15 protein-coding genes are annotated in these 19,244 nt (G+C 38.1%); 7 read left to right on the top strand and 8 right to left on the bottom strand.

The genetic code is table 11. The features are described from left to right. Window positions 1-60 precede the first annotated feature (60 nt). The gene (gene ccmA / locus ABXH06_RS02515) at window positions 61-702 is read right to left on the bottom strand and encodes a cytochrome c biogenesis heme-transporting ATPase CcmA (protein ID WP_311578629.1); all 642 of its coding nucleotides are present in this window, start codon (window positions 700-702) and stop codon (window positions 61-63) included. A 319-nt stretch (window positions 703-1,021) separates the two neighbouring features. On the opposite strand from ccmA, the gene ABXH06_RS02510 reads away from it, so the two are divergent. Genes ABXH06_RS02510 through hemH form a run of 5 tightly spaced genes read left to right on the top strand, consistent with a single transcriptional unit; the run spans window position 1,022 to window position 6,369 of the window. Continuing rightward, window positions 1,022-3,022 carry a heme lyase CcmF/NrfE family subunit gene (locus tag ABXH06_RS02510; RefSeq protein ID WP_311578626.1) on the top strand — a complete coding sequence of 667 codons (2,001 nt, stop codon included), beginning with the start codon at window positions 1,022-1,024 and terminating at the stop codon, window positions 3,020-3,022. Then, a complete protein-coding gene (locus ABXH06_RS02505) occupies window positions 3,023-3,574 on the top strand; it encodes a DsbE family thiol:disulfide interchange protein (protein WP_311578624.1) in 552 nt (183 codons plus the stop codon). After that, on the top strand, window positions 3,574-4,029 hold the full coding sequence (locus tag ABXH06_RS02500) for a cytochrome c-type biogenesis protein (RefSeq protein WP_353517169.1): 456 nt from the start codon (window positions 3,574-3,576) through the stop codon (window positions 4,027-4,029). The genes ABXH06_RS02505 and ABXH06_RS02500 overlap by 1 nt, the downstream gene beginning before the upstream one ends. A 3-nt stretch (window positions 4,030-4,032) precedes the next feature. Then, window positions 4,033-5,286: a c-type cytochrome biogenesis protein CcmI gene (ccmI, locus tag ABXH06_RS02495; protein WP_311578618.1), complete on the top strand. Its 1,254-nt coding sequence runs from the start codon at window positions 4,033-4,035 to the stop codon at window positions 5,284-5,286. A gap of 51 nt (window positions 5,287-5,337) precedes the next feature. Beyond that, window positions 5,338-6,369 carry a ferrochelatase gene (gene hemH, locus ABXH06_RS02490; RefSeq protein ID WP_503012473.1) on the top strand — a complete coding sequence of 344 codons (1,032 nt, stop codon included), beginning with the start codon at window positions 5,338-5,340 and terminating at the stop codon, window positions 6,367-6,369. Between the two features lie 38 nt (window positions 6,370-6,407). Here hemH and ABXH06_RS02485 read toward each other — a convergent pair whose 3' ends face one another. From ABXH06_RS02485 to pepA, 5 genes are all read right to left on the bottom strand, one after another. After that, the gene (locus ABXH06_RS02485; protein ID WP_353517168.1) at window positions 6,408-7,088 is read right to left on the bottom strand and encodes a lamin tail domain-containing protein; all 681 of its coding nucleotides are present in this window, start codon (window positions 7,086-7,088) and stop codon (window positions 6,408-6,410) included. Window positions 7,089-7,276: 188 nt separating this feature from the next. Beyond that, window positions 7,277-7,486, bottom strand: a complete 210-nt coding sequence (locus ABXH06_RS02480) for a cold-shock protein (RefSeq protein ID WP_303454427.1) — start codon at window positions 7,484-7,486, stop codon at window positions 7,277-7,279. 311 nt (window positions 7,487-7,797) lie between these two features. Beyond that, window positions 7,798-10,653, bottom strand: a complete 2,856-nt coding sequence (locus ABXH06_RS02475) for a valine--tRNA ligase (RefSeq protein ID WP_353517167.1) — start codon at window positions 10,651-10,653, stop codon at window positions 7,798-7,800. Between the two features lie 28 nt (window positions 10,654-10,681). Next, window positions 10,682-11,167, bottom strand: a complete 486-nt coding sequence (locus ABXH06_RS02470) for a DNA polymerase III subunit chi (RefSeq protein ID WP_353517166.1) — start codon at window positions 11,165-11,167, stop codon at window positions 10,682-10,684. 19 nt (window positions 11,168-11,186) lie between these two features. After that, on the bottom strand, window positions 11,187-12,695 hold the full coding sequence (pepA, locus tag ABXH06_RS02465) for a leucyl aminopeptidase (protein WP_311578605.1): 1,509 nt from the start codon (window positions 12,693-12,695) through the stop codon (window positions 11,187-11,189). Window positions 12,696-12,969: 274 nt separating this feature from the next. Between pepA and lptF the strand changes: the two genes are divergently transcribed. After that, window positions 12,970-14,100 carry an LPS export ABC transporter permease LptF gene (lptF, locus tag ABXH06_RS02460; protein ID WP_353517165.1) on the top strand — a complete coding sequence of 377 codons (1,131 nt, stop codon included), beginning with the start codon at window positions 12,970-12,972 and terminating at the stop codon, window positions 14,098-14,100. Window positions 14,101-14,102: 2 nt separating this feature from the next. Further along, a complete protein-coding gene (gene lptG / locus ABXH06_RS02455; RefSeq protein WP_311578599.1) occupies window positions 14,103-15,170 on the top strand; it encodes an LPS export ABC transporter permease LptG in 1,068 nt (355 codons plus the stop codon). A 14-nt stretch (window positions 15,171-15,184) separates the two neighbouring features. Here the strand turns inward: lptG and ABXH06_RS02450 are convergent, their stop codons facing one another. Continuing rightward, the gene (locus ABXH06_RS02450) at window positions 15,185-15,685 is read right to left on the bottom strand and encodes an RDD family protein (RefSeq protein WP_353517164.1); all 501 of its coding nucleotides are present in this window, start codon (window positions 15,683-15,685) and stop codon (window positions 15,185-15,187) included. Between the two features lie 507 nt (window positions 15,686-16,192). Further along, window positions 16,193-19,237: an efflux RND transporter permease subunit gene (locus tag ABXH06_RS02445; RefSeq protein WP_353517163.1), complete on the bottom strand. Its 3,045-nt coding sequence runs from the start codon at window positions 19,235-19,237 to the stop codon at window positions 16,193-16,195. Window positions 19,238-19,244: the final 7 nt, after the last annotated feature.

Genomic DNA, 19,244 nt, shown 5'->3' with positions numbered 1-19,244 from the left:
CGGCTTTTATTTCGATGGCGATGTCATTGCGTTTATTCATTTTTTTCTTCGGTATTTCATTTAAAAGAAACGATATTCTAACGTGACTTTTTTATATAAATTTTGGTCAATCGATAAGTCTTGATGCGTCGTTAAAATAACACAACCGCCATTTTGGGCGTGATTAACCATTAATTCTTCGAGTTTTTTTACACCATTTTTATCAATTGCAGTAAACGGCTCATCTAATATCCAAACAGGCGCTTTACTTTGCCATAATTTTGCTAAAGCGATTCGTCGATGTTGGCCTGCGCTTAAGTGAGCTGCAAGTGCATCTTCAAAACCAAGTAAATCAACTTGATCTAATGTTTTTTCGGCCGTTAATAGATCTAAACCACTTAAACTCAAAGAAAATTCAAGGTTTTCTTGTGCAGTCATTTCGCCTTTAATTCCGGCTAAATGTCCAATATAAAGTAAGTTTTGATTGTAAATTTCACGTTCATCACCAATTGCCATATCATTGAAAAATACTTGACCTTCATAAGGTTGAGAAAGTCCGGCGAGAATTCTGAGCAAGCTTGTTTTTCCTGCGCCATTCGGTCCTTCAACTTGAATAATATCACCAGCATTTATGGTTAAATTAAGGTGTTCAAATAGAATACGTTCTTCGCGTATGCACGTTAATTGATGAGCGTTAAGTAATGAAGGTGAGTGTGTTGGCATTTATTTAAATAATGATCTGATCTAATGGCGTTATGTTAACTTTAATTTGAATCATTTTAGAGAAAAATAATTTAAATGGCTTGATCTAGATCCTACTATAGATAATGAATTTATCATACCATTACTGCACTGATACCACTTTGAGCGTTTCAAGTAGTAATTTTGTAATAAGATGTCACTCTTTGATGAAGTTTACCTATAAACAGTGCTAACATTGCTGCAAATTTTTATCGACTTGAGAATAAATCCCTCAAGACGTATTTTGATACTGACGATCACCTTCATACGTGATCAGTACCGATAACATTCGGAGATTTATATGATTCCTGAGCTAGGCCACTTTGCCTTAATCATAGGTTTGGCATTTGCAATTTGTTTGAGCGTTTTTCCGCTTATTGGCGTTTATACTGGCCAAGCTAAATTGACCAGTTACGCTAAACCTTTAACATTTGGCATGTTTGCTTTCACCTCGATTAGTTTAATTATTTTAGCTTACTCGTTTGTTATCGACGATTTTTCTGTCAAGTATATTGCCAGCCACTCTAATTCATTGTTGCCTTATTATTTTAAAATAAGTGCGGTGTGGGGGGGACATGAAGGCTCTTTGTTATTGTGGGTTTTCGCGTTAACGGCTTGGACAATGGCGGTTGCTAAATATAGTAAAGGAATGGACGAAGCTTTTATTGCAAGAGTATTAGCCGTATTAGGAATGGTAGCCGTTGGGTTTATGTTATTCACCTTACTAACCTCAAATCCATTTGATCGATTATGGCCAGTGGTGCCAGCAGAAGGGCGGGATTTAAACCCTTTATTACAAGATGTTGGATTAATTATTCACCCACCCATGTTGTATTTTGGTTATGTAGGATTTGCCGTCAGCTTTGCTTTTGCGATTGCCGCCTTAATGGTAGGGAAGTTAGATGCTGCTTGGGCTCGCTGGGCTAGACCTTGGGTCATTGCCGCTTGGATATTTTTAACACTCGGTATTGCTTTAGGTAGCTGGTGGGCATATTACGAATTAGGCTGGGGCGGTTGGTGGTTTTGGGATCCGGTAGAAAATGCATCTTTTATGCCTTGGTTAGTTGGTACCGCATTAATTCATTCATTAGCAGTAACAGAAAAGCGAGGCACGTTTAGAAACTGGACCGTATTATTAGCCATTTTTGCTTTTAGTTTAAGTTTATTAGGGACATTTTTAGTGCGCTCGGGAGTTATAACTTCAGTACATTCATTTGCTTCTGATCCGACACGAGGTGCGTTCATCTTATTACTACTGGCAATTGCCGTTGGTGGTTCTTTCACTTTGTTTGCCTTTAGGGCCTCGAATGTCGCTAGCTTTAGTCGCTTTTCACTGTATTCAAGAGAAACAGCATTATTGCTCTGTAATATTATTTTAGTGGTTGCTTGTGTCACTGTGTTATTAGGCACCATTTACCCTTTAATTGTTGATGCCTTTGCTTTAGGAAAAATTTCGGTAGGCCCTCCTTATTTTAATGCGGTATTTGTACCTATTATGAGTTTGTTATTTATCATAATGGGAATTGGTCCACTGATCCGTTGGAAAAAAGCGAAAAAAGGCGAGCTACGCAAACAAATTGCTAAACCATCAATAATCAGTATTGTGATAGGTTTCATTTTCCCATTTCTATATGACGGCGAACTTAATTTATTAGCTAGCTTTGGTATTATGCTTGCCCTTTGGGTTTCGCTTGTTGTCGTTAAAGATTTAAGAAATCAGGCAAAATCTAAACAAGGTCAATACGCATTTAGTAAAGTCACCTTAAGTCAATGGGGAATGACTATTGCTCATATGGGCATTGCTATTACGATTGTCGGAGTCACTATGGTTTCAAGTTATGAAAAAGAACTTAGTGTTAAAATGTTTGTTAACGACTCCATTAATGTCTCAGGTTACGACGTTACCTTTAAGGGGATTAAGCCGGTAAAAGGACCTAATTACAGTGCTGATCAAGGACAAATTGAAATCCATCAAGCGGGGGATTTTGTTGCTTTGTTAAAACCTGAGCGTCGCACTTACTTAGTACAAACTATGGGGATGACAGAAGCAGGAATTGATCCTGGCTTATTTAGAGATGTCTATGTTGCACTCGGTGATCCACTTGAAGATGGCGCTTGGGCGATACGTGTTCATTATAAACCTTTCGTTAGGTGGATTTGGTTAGGTGCCATCTTTATGGGACTTGGTGGCTTATTTGCGATGTTAGATAAACGTTACCGTCGACGAAAAACAGCCAAATCAGAGTCTAAGCTTAATGTATCAGCTTCCTCAGCAAACACTGCGACCGAAGGAGTTTCATAGATGAATAAAATAATCCGTTTTATACCTTTAATTTTATTTATTTCACTCGGGATCATCTTGTATCGTGGCTTAGCTTTAAATCCGCAAGCACTGCCTTCGGCTTTGGTTGGACAAAAAATGCCTGAGTTTGTTCTCACGCAATTGTTAAAACCAAAGGTAATGCTCACCGAGAAGGATTTAGTTGGAGACATAAAGCTATTAAATGTTTGGGGAACGTGGTGTGTTTACTGTAAGTATGAACACCCATACCTAGTCGATATTGCCCAAAGTGGCCGTGTCGCTTTATATGGCTTGAATTATAAAGATGATCGCGATGATGCCAGACAATGGCTAAAAGATTATCAAGACCCTTACCAGTTTTCTATTTTTGATCCACTTGGCAAGTTGGGTATTGAATTAGGCGTAACTGCAGCACCAGAAACCTTTGTTATAGATCATAAAGGCATTATCAGAATGAAGCATGTCGGGCCTATCGATGGCAAAGTGTGGCAAGAGAAATTCTTACCTTTAATTATCACGCTTGAAAACGAATTAAAGGGAGAAACATCTTAGTGAAATATCTTATTTTTACTTTACTTTTTACAGTCGCTTTTACTACCACAGCGTGGGAAACAGATACCTATGTTTTTCATGATGAAGTGACTGAAATTAGATATAAATCTTTAGTGAAAGAGTTACGATGTCCTAAATGTCAAAATCAAAATTTAGCCGATTCAAACTCTCCAATTGCTGCTGATTTACGACGTGAAGTATATCAGTTACTCGAGCAAGGAAAGTCTGACGGTGAAATTGTTGATTTTATGGTGAAACGGTATGGCGAATTTGTTTTATATCGTCCTAAAGTTTCTAGCTTGACCTATATTCTCTGGTTTGGCCCCGCGTTTTTGTTGCTGATTGGCGTGATTGTTGTTGTTCAAATATTACGTAAAAAACCAATTAAAAAAGAAACGGTTACTCTCTCCAAAGAGCAAAAAAATAAATTAGCTCAAATTTTAAAAGATAAATAATTTATGTTAGAACTTCTTGTACTTGTTGTTGCCTTTATCCTCTTGTTGCTCATTATTGTTTGGGCACATTATTTAAATCAAAATCGTCAGAATGTGAAAATTGACAATAGTTTTCGTGATGAAACCAATGTGCGTTTATATCATGAACATAAAGCTGAAATTGAGAAAGACTTTCAACAAGGTAGTTTAGATAAAGAAAGTTATGAATATTTAGTCGCTGAGCTTGAGCAAAGTTTATTACAAGATATTCAAGATAATGCTAATGAAGCCAATCAGTCAATCGACAAAAAATCTTCGCTTTCAATTGTCTGGCCAGCAACTATATCGTTATTTATTATTATTTTTAGTGTTGCCCTTTACAGCGAAAGAGGCTCGATGGAGCTTATCGCAAATACACCAAAAGAAAATGGTAGTCATCAAACACTTGATGAACAACAACAATTGATTGTTGAAATTCAAAAGTTAAAGAAAGCGACAGAGCAACAACCAAATAATTCTGATGCTTGGTATAGTTTAGGTCAAGCCTTAGTTGGTATCGGTGAGTTTGATGAAGCTTTAACTGCATTTGATAAAGTCATTGGGATTGATGGTGAACAAGCCGATTTATTTGGCGCTAAAGCACAGGCGAGTTATTACAAAAATGCACAAAAAATAACGGAAGAAGTGCAATATTATATTGATAAAGCATTGTCGTTAGATGCAAAAGACCCCTCAACTAATATTTTGTTGGGCATGAATAACTTTATCAATAAGAACTATCAACAGGCGATTGATTATTGGCAAACGGTTGTCAATGACAATAGACCTAGTGTGAATAGTGACGCATTAAAAAGTGCAATTGTTGAAGCAAAAAACCGATTAGCATTAACGGGTGGTATGGTGGCTGATAACGCCAGTCTTGCTGGTCCTCAACTTTCTTTACATGTCAGCATCAGTGAAGAAATACTAACGCAACTGAATGCTGGTGAAGATAAGGTAGTATTCATTTATGCTATTCCTAGTGAAGGTGGTCGAATGCCATTAGCTGCAATTAAGGTACAAGCCAGCGATTTGCCATTAGATGTCGTGTTAAATGATCAACGTGCGATGACACCAGCGGCAAAATTAAGTGATGCAGAGCAGGTCAATGTTTATGCCATTATCTCTAATAATGGTGGTGTTGGCATTAAGCCGGGTGATTATAAAGCTGAAAAAACCGGTGTTCGTGTAGATACAACAGACGTTATTGAATTAGTGATTGATCGTCTCGTTGAATAACTGAAGTATTGATAATTGAAAATTTTATTAGTGATGATATAAGGAAGTTTATTGAAATCCCGTTACTTAGGTCGAGATAAGTCGATTCATGATAATCGCAACAATGACCAAAAGAAAAAAACAGCGGTACTGTTAACAAACTTAGGTACGCCTAGTGCTCCAACGGCTGCGGCCTTAAGAACATACCTTAGAGAGTTTTTATCTGACCCACGTGTAGTAGAAATTCCACGATTGTTATGGATGATTATTTTACACGGCATAATTTTGAGAGTGCGGCCAAAAAAATCGGCAAAACTATATCAGAGCATATGGACGGATGCAGGCTCACCTTTAATGGTGATCAGTGAACAAATCAAATCAAACGTTGCCAAGAGTTTACATGCTACAAACGAAGATGTGGTTGTAGATTTAGCGATGCGCTATGGAAAGCCTGCAATATCTGAGGCATTAAATAACTTTCAACAACAAGGAATAGAGAATATTGTTGTACTCCCTTTGTACCCGCAGTATGCCGGGCCAACAACGGGGTCAACATTTGATGCAGTTGTTAATGAAATCAAGAAATGGCGTTGGATCCCATCTTTACATTTTATTAGTGGTTATTATGATCACCCGTTATATATTAAGGCATTGGCCAATAGTATTCAGGAACATTTTCAAGCAAAAGGTAAACCTGAAAAATTAGTGCTTTCTTATCATGGTATGCCGAAATACTTTTTGGAAAAGGGCGATCCATATTATTGCTTTTGTCATAAAACGACTCGGCTGTTAGTTGAAGAACTTGGTTTAACCAGTGATGAATACATCATGACTTTTCAGTCTAGATTTGGTAAAGCCGAATGGCTTCAGCCATACACAGATGCCACGTTGGAAAACTTAGCAAAAGAGGGCTGTCAAAGTGTTGCAATTGTCAGCCCTGCCTTTAGTGCTGATTGTCTTGAAACTCTTGAAGAGCTTGTTCACGAAAATAAAGCGGTGTTTATTGAAGCCGGTGGCAAAGAGTATCACTATATTCCAGCATTGAATGATAGAGCTGATCATTGCCAGTTAATTACAGAACTCGTTACCAAGCAACTTCAATAAATAAGTACCTCAATTTGCATGAAGCAAACCTATTCAAGTTAGCTTGGACATTCACTATCTAAGGGGTTAAATAGGTCGTGTCTGTTGTGTTTAAATAAAACCAAGAGTAATAAGGCAAAAAGTAATAACGGGACCGTTGAAGGCTCTAAAACGGTGACATTTAGCTTAGATTTTATGGTTTGTTGGCTATTAATGGCTCCGGAAGTGTGTGCCATGGCTTGCCAGATAAAATCTTGATAAGTATTGCCTGTGCCTGTCAGTTGTAATGAAAAATGGCTTGGTGTAGAACTGCCACTTTCACTTATGCCAATATCCGTACTGGTTAACCCTGCTGCAGTACCAGAAGTGGCGGTTATAGTGCCCTCATAAGATAAAAATTGTCTGACTTGTCCTAAATTATCAATCAGCGCTAGCCCATCTGGAGCACCATTTTGAATATTACTAGGTGAAAACGAGGCAAAGCCAAAACCATTATTGGTGTCTGAAATAACGCCGGATAAATGTATGGTATTGCTATAAGTTGAGCCATTACTACCATTGTACAACTCCACCTGCCAACCTGTTAGATCAGTGCCCGCCTCAGCCATTAATTCAAAAAATTCATGTTGATCAGTACCAATATTATCGTAGTGAATTTCATTGATAAAAATAATACTTGCGTGTGAATAATAGGAGATGGCTAACGCGAATAGTAAGACTATTTGATTTAAAGTTTTCATGACTAAATCCTTTTAGTTAATAAACCTCACTTCATGTGAGTGATTAAATTTTAGTCAATAACGTATTTTATGCGAATTTTAATCCGTGATTTTTTCGATAAAAAGGGAAATTTAGCTAAGTGATTAATAACAAGCATAAAAAAACGGAGCAATAAATTGCTCCGTTTTATAAATTTCAATCGTTTAGCTTAAGATGCTACAACGTTTTCAGCTTCAGGACCTTTTTGGCCTTGCTTAACTGAGAAAGATACCGCTTGACCATCAGTCAAAGTACGGAAGCCGTCTCCAGAGATAGCGCTGAAGTGAACAAACACGTCAGGGCCATTTTCTTGCTCGATAAAACCGAAGCCTTTAGATTCATTAAAAAATTTTACTTTACCAGTTACTGTCTCAGACATACCAACATTTCTCGCAGGTTAGATATTAAAAAAAGCTAATTATTTAGCCAGATACGGAGTAAATGCCCTCTACCTAAAGTACAGACAGAGAAAGGTTTCCAATAACACAATTCTAAAGCGTCTAGGTAATTAATCTATTTATTTAAAAATGGATTAATCTTTCCTTCTCCCGAAACGCAAAAACTCAACGCGACAACATGCTAACACAATAGTTCAACAAGATCTTGAAAAAATGTGAAATTTACTTGACTTTTTTATGACAAAATAAAAGCCAGTATATTTACCGGCTTTTATTTTAAGTCTGAGAATGATTAAAGCGCCGCTATTTGAGCTTTTTGCTCACGCATTTTTGTCAGGGTTGATTCCGCATCAGCAAGCTTTGCTTTCTCTTTTTCGATTACCGTAGCCGGTGCTTTAGCAACAAAGTTTTCATTACTTAACTTGCCACGCACTTTTTGAGAGTCTTTCTCTATTTTTTCAATCGCTTTAGTTAAACGGGCAAGTTCAGCTTCTTTATCAATTAAACCAGCCATTGGAATTAATAACGATAAATCGCCGACAACAGCTGTTGCTGAAGCAGGCCCTTCTTCACTGTCACTTAATACTTGGATTGATTCAAGCTTAGCCAGTGCAGATAAAAACTGCTCATTTTCGGTTAAGCGGCGTTGGTCGTTGGCATTCACATTTTTAAGTAATACCGGCAATGGTTTACTTGGTGCAATATCCATCTCACCACGTATGTTACGAATAGCAACAATAAACTGTTTTACCCACTCTAAATCTTCACTCGCTTGATTATCAACAACGGTTTCGTCATATTGCGGAAAGCTTTGTAGCATGATGGTGTCACCACACTTTTCAAACTTAGTTAATGGTACAACACGTTGCCAAATTGTTTCGGTGATAAATGGCATAATCGGGTGCATTAAACGCAATAGGGTTTCCAATGTTTCCACTAAGGTTTGGCGAGTACCACGTTGTTGTGCTTCGCTACCTTTAAATAAAACAGGTTTCGTTAATTCTAAATACCAGTCACAAAATTGATTCCAAGTGAATTCGTATAATGCTTGAGAAGCAAGATCAAATCTAAATGAATCAAAGGCTTCATGCACGGTTTTAATGGTTTGCTGTAATTGGGCTTTGATCCAACGGTCGGCAAGAGAAAACTCAAGGTTTGAATTCGTTAATCCACAATCATGTTCTTCAGTATTCATTAATACGTAACGACTGGCATTCCATAATTTATTACAGAAGTTTCTATATCCGTCTAAGCGTTTCATGTCCCAGCTGATATCACGACCCGTGGAAGCAACAGAGGTTAACGTGAAACGTAAGGCATCGGTACCATGTGCTTCAATGCCATCTGGGTATTCTTTTTTCGTTAACTTGGTAATTTTCTTGGCAAGCTGAGGTTGCATCATGTTGCCAGTTCGTTTCTCTAATAAGTCGTCTAAAGAAATACCGTCAATCATGTCTAGTGGGTCAACCACATTGCCTTTAGATTTACTCATTTTATCGCCATTTTCATCGCGAATAAGGCCTGTTACATACACTTTTTTAAATGGAACTTGCGGCTTGCCATTTTCGTCTTTAATGAAGTGCATGGTCATCATGATCATGCGAGCAACCCAGAAAAAGATAATATCAAAACCTGTTACCAGAACATCGGTTGAGTGGAATTTCTTTAAGTCTTCAACATTATTTGGCCAGCCTAAGGTTGAAAAAGTCCATAACGCGGATGAAAACCATGTATCTAAAACATCATCATCTTGTTTAAGCACGATATTATCGGCTAAGTTATTGTTGCTACGCACTTCTGCTTCGCTACGACCAACGTATACGTTGCCGCTCTCGTCATACCATGCTGGGATTCTGTGTCCCCACCATAGTTGTCGAGAAATACACCAATCTTGAATATCACGCATCCAAGCGTTGTACATGTTTTCATATTGTTTAGGTACAAATTCAATGTCGCCATTTTCAACAGCTGCAACCGCTGGCTCAGCAAGTGGTGCTGCACGTACATACCATTGGTCGGTTAACAGTGGCTCGATAATTACCCCAGAACGATCGCCGTAAGGCGCAACTAGGTCGTGATCTTTTACGCTTTCTAACAAGCCTAACGCGTCAAATTTTTCTACGATGGCTTTTCGAGCAACAAAACGGTCTAAACCAGCAAATTCAGCAGGAAGTTCAGTACTATATACGTCACTTGGTTCGCCGTTGTTTTGATATATTTCTGCACTTGCTAAAATTGCGGCATTTTTATCTAAAATATTAATGAGTGGTAAATTATGGCGTTTACCGACTTCGTTATCGTTAAAGTCATGGGCAGGGGTAATTTTTACACAACCTGTGCCTTTCTCCATATCGGCATGATCATCACCGATAATAGGGATAAGACGATTCACTAAAGGTAATTGAACATGTTTGCCAATTAAGTCTTTATAGCGCTCATCTTTAGGATTAACCGCTACACCCGTATCACCTAACATGGTTTCAGGTCGAGTGGTTGCCACAATTAAGTAGTCTTTACCTTCTGCGGTTTTTTCGCCATTTGCTAATGGATAACGTAAGTGCCACATGTGGCCTTTTTTATCTTTGTTTTCTACTTCAAGATCTGAAATTGCCGTATGAAATTTAGGATCCCAATTCACTAAGCGTTTACCACGGTAAATCAGGTCATCTTCAAATAATCGAACAAATACTTCTTGAACGGCTTCTGACATGCCGTCATCCATGGTAAACCGTTCACGTGACCAATCAATTGAATTACCTAAACGGCGCATTTGTTGGCCGATTGTTCCGCCAGACTCTTCTTTCCATTGCCACACTTTATCGATAAAGGCGTCGCGGCCATAATCATGACGAGTTTTTTCTTCTTCAGCCGCTATTTTGCGTTCAACAACCATTTGTGTTGCGATACCTGCATGATCACAGCCTGATTGCCATAGTGTATTTTTACCTTGCATACGTTGATAACGGATTAAGGTGTCCATTATCGTTTGCTGAAAAGCGTGCCCCATGTGCAAACTACCCGTGACATTAGGCGGTGGAATGGCAATACAGTAACCATCACCTGTTCCTGTTGGGCTAAAATAACCTTGCTCTTCCCAACTTTGGTAGAGTGATTGTTCGATGTCAGCGGGATTAAATGTTTTTTCCATCAGGGTAACTACTTTATTCTTAAATGTATCAAGACGTTGTTTGTTTTGAGCTTGCAGGCTGATTACCTACCTGAAAGCCTAATTGGCGATATACTTTAAAACGTTCACGTGCGTTTTGTTTTAAATGTTCATCGCTTGGAACAAAGTCTACGATTTGTGAAAATTGATGAGCAAAGTTTGGCACTGAGCTCGTTAAATTAATTAAAACAGGACGACGATTGGTTGGTGTTTGCCAACTAATTTCAACAGCCGCACCGTTTTTTTGTCCTTCATTCACTAAATTATGTGGGACAAAACTGTCAGGTTCAAATGACCATAATAGCTCATCAACTTGATGAGCTTGGTCTTGGTCTTGACAAAAAATGAAGACACGTTGGTTTTGACGATAAAAATGCGCCGCTTGATAACAGCTATGTAACAAAGATAAATAGTGCTTATCTGGGTTACTGCTAGCTTGTTCTGCTGCATTTTCATCGTGTTCTAACAGATAGAACATTACCTGAGTATTCATCATTTAATAATTGTTAACTCTATTATTCGCCTTGTTCTGCGCCAGAACGATTCAGTAAAAACTGTGTTAGCATGCTGACAGGCCGACCCGTTGAACCTTTATCTTTACCGCCGCTGCGCCATGCAGTACCGGCAATATCAAGATGAGCCCAATGGTATTTTTTAGTAAAACGACTAAGGAAACAAGCCGCCGTTATTGTACCCGCTGCGCGACCGCCTAAGTTGGTAAAGTCAGCAAATGGGCTTTCTAATTGATCTTGATACTCTTCCCATAAAGGTAAGCGCCAAGCTCTATCACCACTTTGCTCAGAAGCATTTAATAATTCATGAGCTAGAGGATTATGAGTACTTAATAAACCAGTCGCATGTTTACCTAGTGCGACGACACAGGCACCAGTTAAAGTTGCTACATCTACCACTAATTCTGGTTCAAAGCGCTCTACGTATGTGAGGGCATCACATAACACTAGTCTACCTTCTGCATCAGTATTTAATACTTCAACAGTTTGGCCTGACATTGTGGTCAGTACATCACCAGGTCGGTAGGCGTTACTACTTGGCATATTTTCACAACCGGCTAATACGCCAATAACATTGATAGGCAAATTAAGCTCAGCCAGTGCGTGCATAGCACCTAAAACACCGGCGGCTCCACCCATATCGTATTTCATTTCATCCATTGCTTCACTAGGTTTGATTGAAATACCACCACTATCAAAGGTTAAGCCTTTACCTACTAATACAATCGGGTTTGAATCATCTTTTGCACCGTTATACTTGATAACACTCATCATGGATTCATTCACTGAGCCACGACCCACAGCAAGGTAAGATCCCATACCTAATTCTGTCATTTGTTTTTCATCAACAATATCGGTAGAAACATTGTCGTAATCGTTTTCAAGGATTTTAGCTTGTTCGGCTAAATACGCCGGATTACAAATGTTTGGTGGCATGTTTGCAACATTTTTACAGGTATTAATACCTTCTGAAATGGCAAGACCGTGAGCAATCGCACGTTCACCTAAAGGTAATTCACGACGAGTAGGCACATTAAAAACAATTTTACGTAACGGGCGACGAGGCTCTTCTTTACGCGTTTTTAAACTGTCAAAACTATATAAGCAATCTTGCGTTGCTTCTACGGCTTGACGTACTTTCCAGTAATTATCACGACCTTTAACATGTAGTTCAGATAGAAAACAAACCGCTTCCATTGAGCCGGTTTCATTTAAGGTATTAATCGTTTTACTGATAATTTGACGGTATTGACGTTCGTCTAATTCACGTTCTTTACCACACCCTACTAATAAAACTCGTTCACTTAAAATATTAGGTACATGATGTAATAACAGCATTTGCCCTGATTTACCTTCAAGATCACCACGACGTAAAAGATTACTAATGTAACCTTCACTGATCTCGTCCAGTTGCTCTGCTATTGTTGATAAACGTCTCGGCTCAAATACACCAACAACTATACAGGCACTGCGTTGCTTTTCTGGGCTGCCACTTTTTACACTAAATTCCATGGGCTCTCCTAATTTTTAGGTAAAACTGAATGATTTCTAAAAAAAATGCAGTTTAACTTGCTTAAATCTACACTTAATAGATAAGCTTACTGTAATACTTTTTCAAATAATTAATCAACTGACTTTCTATTTTATCAAGCTAAAGGCTATAATTATAGGCGGACTCAGCAATTTTATCTTAAGGCGATTAAATTATTTTACTTATGAAAACGACAAGTTTACTTAAAAATTGTCTATATGTCAGAAAAAAACTAAGTTTTTGTAGGATCTCTTTGTGATTATTTTTCGATATTTATTAAAAGAAGTCGCTAAAACGCAATTCGCCGTATTTATCGTTTTAATGACCATCTTTATTAGTAATAAGTTTGTTCGTGTTTTAGATGACGCTTCTGAGGGCGGGATCCCTGGCCAAATGGTCATGGTCTTTATTGGCTTAAAAATTCCTGATCTGGCTGGCATGATTTTACCATTAAGCTTTTTCTTAGGAATTCTGCTCGCATATGGTCGAATATATGCCGATAACGAAATGTCGATTCTTCATGCTTGTGGTGTGAGTGAATGGTATGTGGTGCGGGTCACGTTGTTACTGGCCTTTTTAACCGCAATTATTACCGGGCTTTTTACCCTTTATTTATCGCCGATGGCGGCAGAGTATGAATATCAAGTGAAAGAGCAATTAGCAGCAGACTCTGGCTTAAGTTCATTAATTGCTGGGCGTTTTCAAACCACAGGTAATGAAAAAGCAGTGGTGTTTATTCATGATAAAAATCGTGAAGATAATAGCTTAAGAAAAGTCTTTGTTGCGCAGTTGCCTGATAACGATAAAAAACATACAAATATTATTAACTCGAGCTTAGTATATGCCGCTAAGGGTGAAGTCATTGAAGATGTGACAGGCTCGCAAAAATTAATTCTTTCTAAAGGCACGCGTTATCAAAATGACGTAAAAAATGAAGAATTCCGCCAAGTATCTTTTGGTAAATATTACATTCAAATTCAAGATCAAAAAGTCGAGCACAAGAGCCGTAAACTTAAAGCGATTCCGACGGCCGATTTATTCAATGAAACTCCGGCTGAATATAAAGCAGAAATTCATTGGCGTGTTGCTTTTCCGTTGGCATGCATCATTTTAACCTTTGTTGCGGTTCCCTTGAGTGTCGTGAATCCTCGCCAAGGAAAATTTGCGAAAATGCTGCCCGCTTTATTGCTCTTTTTAAGTTATTTTTTATTATTAACCGCCGTAAAACGCGGCTTAGAAAGCGAGTCGTTACCTAGTCATATTGGTTTATGGCCTGTCCATTTTATCGCACTCTTTTTAGGTGCAAGTTTGTTAATGAAAGGGCGAAGTTTTGGGTTAAAGTTAAAAGCAAAATTGCCGCAATTCCCGCGTAAGGGAGCTGCTTAACTGTGAAAATTTTAGACCTTTATATTGGCCGAATAATCGCGTCAACAACGTTTCTAACGCTAGCTGTATTTGTAAGTTTAAGTGGCATTATTAAGTTTGTTGAGGAAATGAAAGCGGTTGGCAGGGGAAGTTATGATCTGTCTCATGCTGCTTTATATGTGCTTTATTTTATCCCGCGTGATGTAGAAATGTTTTTTCCTATGGCTGCCTTAATTGGTGGTTTGATAGGTATTGGTATGCTGGCGAGTAATTCCGAACTTGTTGTGATGCAAGCCTCTGGATTATCACGTTTAGATATAATTAAGTCGGTAATGAAATCAGCGGCAATATTAATTGTCATCAGTATGACGGTAGGAGAATGGGTTGCCCCTGTTGGCGAGTCATCAGCAAGACAAGTAAAAGCACAAGCCATTTCAGGTGGTAGTTTGATTTCAGCTTCTGGTGGAACGTGGGCAAAAGATGGTGATCTATTTGTACATATTAATGAAGTTGAAGATACTGGCTCACTAAAAGGCGTGCAAATATACCGGTTTAATGACCAGTTAAAATTAACGAGTTGGCTTGCTGCTGATAGCGCGACTTATCATGATGATGCCTGGTTATTGTCTTCAGTGGTGGATACGCAGATCAACAATGGTGAAATTAAAAGTGAAAGTTTAGCAAGCACAACTTGGCAGTCGTCTTTAACGCCTGATAAGTTAGGGGTTGTGACGGTGAAGCCTGAATCACTTTCTGTGAGGGATTTACTTGAATACTTAGATTATTTGAAAGAAAACGATCAAGACCCGAGTCGATATCAGTTAGCCTTTTGGCGAAAAGTGGTGCAACCAATCACAGTAGCAGTAATGATTTTAGTCGCGTTATCGTTTATTTTTGGTCCATTGCGTTCGGTATCAATGGGTGCCCGAATTATGATGGGTGTAGCTACCGGTATACTCTTTTTTATTACCAACCAAGTATTAGGATCATTAAGCTTGGTATATCAACTTCCGGCCATTTTTGGTGCTTTAATGCCTAGTGTTATTTTTACTAGTGTCGCGCTATATTTCATGAAAAGAAAAACACAATAAATATAAGTAGAGGGCTACAAACGCCCTCTGTTAGCTTCTAGTGTCAGTAAAACAACTTCGGTATTTGTTAACTTATCCTGCAAACTCAATTTATTTTTCCAATCGATAAACAACCATAAATTACCTAAGCCAAGAAGAGTTGGCAGCAAACGTTTTAGTCCCGTACTTTTGCTGATTAAGGTGCCATCTTGGTTTTGTACTCTTAAACGCCAGGCTTTCATCCCTAAGGTTTGGCCACTTTTTGCCCAAAAGAAAATAAAGAAATAACTTACCCAACCAATATTCCAAGAATATATCAAGGTACTGTAAAGCAAAGAGGAGCGTTGCGCGTCTATTAAATGTTGATGGCCATTCATATCAACTAAACCAAAGTAAGCAAAAACCGCAAAAATAAGAAAGCCAATAGCACCGGCAACCATATAAACGGCAATAGCGAGCAGTAGGTCATAAACCCAAGATGCAAAACGGCGAATAAAGCCCGCGCGTGGAAAACTGGTAAAATCGAAAATAGACATAAAAAGCTCAACAAAAATTTTCGCTAGTGTAGCAGACTCGGTTAAAAGAAAAAGTGGTTTCAGTGGAAAGCATCATTTTTCAAGTGTTTTGGGGATTTTCATCAGCACTTTACTTAAGAATATAAGGCTAAAAGTGTCATAGTATTATTCATCGACTATTGAGTTATATTTAATGAGTGATCTAGCTATGCAATTGTTCACTATTCGCTCAATGCACAACAATATAACGAAATAATTTGATCGATTATTGGTTCGTTAGATAAATTGAATACATAGCTATACGTAGACTAAAAATGTTACTTTGATACTAAACGGTCATATTAAAAAAGATATTAAAACTCGATAATACAGCAATATTAATCACCTAGCTTTATAAGTTGACTTATCAGTTGGTTCAGTAAGTTTTTCCTGATAAATACCGCTCAAAATACGAGTGAATTATTGAAAGAAGCGCGAATAAACGTCTTGTTACCGCGCTTTAATTTGTTATTGAACATTCTTGTGATTTTACTTTGCTATTTTATAAAACGACGCATATAAAACAGGGACAACAGCTAAGGTTAATATCGTGCCAATAGCTAAGCCAAAAGCAATGGCGTTTGCCATCCCGTAAAACAGCGGATCTTTATTTAAAATAAGTGGTAATAAGCCCATCACAGTGGTTATTGTTGTCATGGCAATTGGGCGTAATCGTGTTAAGCAGGCATCAACCAATGCTTGGTACTGAGTCTTACCGCTGTCAATTTCAATCTTGATGCGGTCAATAAGCACAATCGCGTTGTTGATAATAATCCCCGCCAAACTATATAAGCCTAAGGTAACCATAAAACCAAAAGGCGCTTGCATCACTAGAAGGCCAATGACGGCACCAATAAAAGATAACGGCATAGTTAATGTGATAATGGCGGCTTTTCTAAACGAGTTAAATTGCGCCACCAGCAAGATTAAAATAAAACCGATCACCATAGGCATACTTGCGCTTAATGCTTTTTGTGCTGCTTTAGATTCTTTAATTGCACCACCATAAGTAATGTGATGATTAATCGGTAAATCAGCTGCTAGAGCTTGAATTTTATCATCAATAATCAATTGTAAATCTTCAGCAGCCATATTGTTATTGCGGGCTTCTACACTAATGGTTCTAAACATATCTTCATGATAAATCACTGAAAATTGATTTACAGGCGCAAACGTTGCTACTTGGAACAATGGCACCGCTTTGCCTGTTTTTTCAGAATAAACATTAAGCGTACGTAATCGGTCTAAGTTGTGACGTTCTGCTTCTTGTGCTCTTAGCACGATAGGAATGATCTCATCTTCTTCTCTAAATTCTGTAATTTGAGCGCCAGAAAAGTAGGTTTGTAAAGCATCAGCAATTTCTGTTGACGTTAAGCCCGCTCTTTTGGCTCTGTGTTGGTCCACTTGTACGTCAATTTTAACAATTAAATTTTCCCAATCATTACGAATATTAATGGTGTCAGGGATTTCATGAAGCAAATCCATAATTTGTTGTGCTTTATGATAAATGACATTTTTATCGGGGCCTTTCACTTGTATTTTAATGGTTTTAGCGTCGGAAGGACCTAAAAACATTTTCTTCACTCTGGCGGAAACATTCGGAAAAGTTGCTTCAAGCTGGGTATCTAACGCCATCACTTTTTCAGCGACGTTTGTTCCCTCAATTACATTTAATACTATGAATCCTTTATTTTTTGCTGGATCTTCTGGGTTAAGTGATAACACAAAACGTGGGCCATTAAAGCCAACATAGCCTGAGTAGTTTTCGATAAAAGCAAACTTTTCTTTGTTATCAAGCCATTTGAAAATCTCCTGCATTTGTCGATTAGTTTCGCGTGAAGAAGTCCCGTTTGGTAAGTCGATATACATGAGAATTTGGGTGCGATCAGACTCAGGGAAAAATTGTTTAGCGACAAATTTCATTGCCCCTATTGAAGCAATAAACGTGACCAATATGACACTTATAAAGAAAATTTTATGTTTTAAAATCCAATGCAAAAACGCTTCATAGCCCGAATACATTTTTGCTAATGTTGAGCTGTTCTCTACCGTTTGGCCAGATGGTTTAATAAAGTAATAACAAAGAATAGGGGTTACACAAAGCGCTAGAATCCAGCTGGTCATCAAGGTAATGAGAATAACTAGCGAAATTGAGCGAGTAAATTCACCGGCAACATGTTCAGCCAGCATAAGTGGCAAAAAGAATAAAATAGTTGTAATAGAAGAGCTTAATAACGGTATGGCAAGCTCTTTACAGCCTTGTAACATTGCGTCATATCGGCTGATACCATCTTCTATTCTACGTTTAAAATCTTCTGCGATGACAATGCCATTATCTACTAACAAACCCAATGAAATAATTAATGTAGCTAGGCTCATTCGCTCTAATTTCATATCAAAAAATAGCATAATTGAAAGCGTGGCTAACATAACAAATGGCACAATAGCGCCAACAATCAAACCGGTGCGCACACCTAAAAATAACACCACCACTACCAAAACAATGGCTAGTGTTTGTAAAACATTGATTGAAACTCCTTGGACCGTTTTTTCGACTTGCTCCGCCTGATAAGTAGCAATATCGAGTTGATAACCTATAGGTAATGACTGGATAATTTCTTCAAATTTTGTTTTTACTCGAGGAGCATATTTTAAAATGTTGTATTGAGGCAACATGGAAATGGCAAAGAAAATAGCCGGTTTTCCATTGAAATACGCAATTTTATTTGGTGGGTCAATGTAGTCACGCTTAATGGTAACCACGTCTTTTAACGCGATAAAATCTTCCGTGTTTGGAATATTAATATAAGTATTGGCAATATCTGAAACGCTGTTAAAGTTGCCCGAAGGCTCAACAATAAAGCTTTTTGCGCCAGTATCTATTTCTCCTCCCGAGCGAATAATATTTTGATTTTGCAATTCATTAATTAATGCTCGTGGAGAAATGCCCAATTGAGATAAGGTGGCATTAGAGGCTTCAAGAAAAATTCGTTCTTCTAAATGACCTAAAATTTCAATTTTTTTCGTACCTTCCACCGCATAAAGTGTATCACGAATATGCTGAGCAATATCGTACATAGCACTCATATCAAAACCGTCGGCGGTTAACGCAAGCGTTACCACAGAAACATCACCAAATTCAGTATTTACATAAGGGGTGCCTGTGCCTGAAGGCATGTTAGAGTGGGCTGCTTGCGCCTTATTTCTAACATCTTGCCAAATATCATCAAGATTGAAATATCGGTCATGAATTTTTACATGAATAGTTGAACTGCCGGTTGTAGATAACGATTTTATTTCTTTTACTTGCGGTATTTTACGTACTTCTTCTTCGAGCTTTTTAGTAATAAGTTGTTCAACTCGCTCTGGTGCCATCCCCGGAAAAGACGTTGAAATTACCGCTTCTCGAATAGTAATCGTAGGGTCTTCTTGCGCAGGTAAAGTGAAATAGGCAAAAACACCGTTTATGAGTAACAACGCAACAATTAAAAATACCGTTTTACGATATTGAAAGGCTATTTGAGTAATGTTCATTGGCCTT

Origin of the sequence: Thalassotalea sp. SU-HH00458, assembly GCF_040362795.1 — a bacterium.
Lineage (GTDB): Bacteria > Pseudomonadota > Gammaproteobacteria > Enterobacterales > Alteromonadaceae > Thalassotalea_H > Thalassotalea_H castellviae.
The sequence above is the reverse complement of the archived record's forward strand: the minus strand, read 5'-3'. Positions and strand labels throughout refer to the sequence as shown.

Excerpts from the sequence above, each read along its gene's own strand:
- ccmA (WP_311578629.1), bottom strand. The coding sequence starts at position 702 with ATGCCAACACACTCACCTTCATTACTTAACGCTCATCAATTAACGTGC.
- ABXH06_RS02510 (WP_311578626.1), top strand. The coding sequence starts at position 1,022 with ATGATTCCTGAGCTAGGCCACTTTGCCTTAATCATAGGTTTGGCATTT.
- ABXH06_RS02505 (WP_311578624.1), top strand. The coding sequence starts at position 3,023 with ATGAATAAAATAATCCGTTTTATACCTTTAATTTTATTTATTTCACTC.
- ccmI (WP_311578618.1), top strand. The coding sequence starts at position 4,033 with ATGTTAGAACTTCTTGTACTTGTTGTTGCCTTTATCCTCTTGTTGCTC.
- ABXH06_RS02485 (WP_353517168.1), bottom strand. The coding sequence starts at position 7,088 with ATGAAAACTTTAAATCAAATAGTCTTACTATTCGCGTTAGCCATCTCC.
- ABXH06_RS02480 (WP_303454427.1), bottom strand. The coding sequence starts at position 7,486 with ATGTCTGAGACAGTAACTGGTAAAGTAAAATTTTTTAATGAATCTAAA.
- ABXH06_RS02475 (WP_353517167.1), bottom strand. The coding sequence starts at position 10,653 with ATGGAAAAAACATTTAATCCCGCTGACATCGAACAATCACTCTACCAA.
- ABXH06_RS02470 (WP_353517166.1), bottom strand. The coding sequence starts at position 11,167 with ATGATGAATACTCAGGTAATGTTCTATCTGTTAGAACACGATGAAAAT.
- pepA (WP_311578605.1), bottom strand. The coding sequence starts at position 12,695 with ATGGAATTTAGTGTAAAAAGTGGCAGCCCAGAAAAGCAACGCAGTGCC.
- ABXH06_RS02450 (WP_353517164.1), bottom strand. The coding sequence starts at position 15,685 with ATGTCTATTTTCGATTTTACCAGTTTTCCACGCGCGGGCTTTATTCGC.
- ABXH06_RS02445 (WP_353517163.1), bottom strand. The coding sequence starts at position 19,237 with ATGAACATTACTCAAATAGCCTTTCAATATCGTAAAACGGTATTTTTA.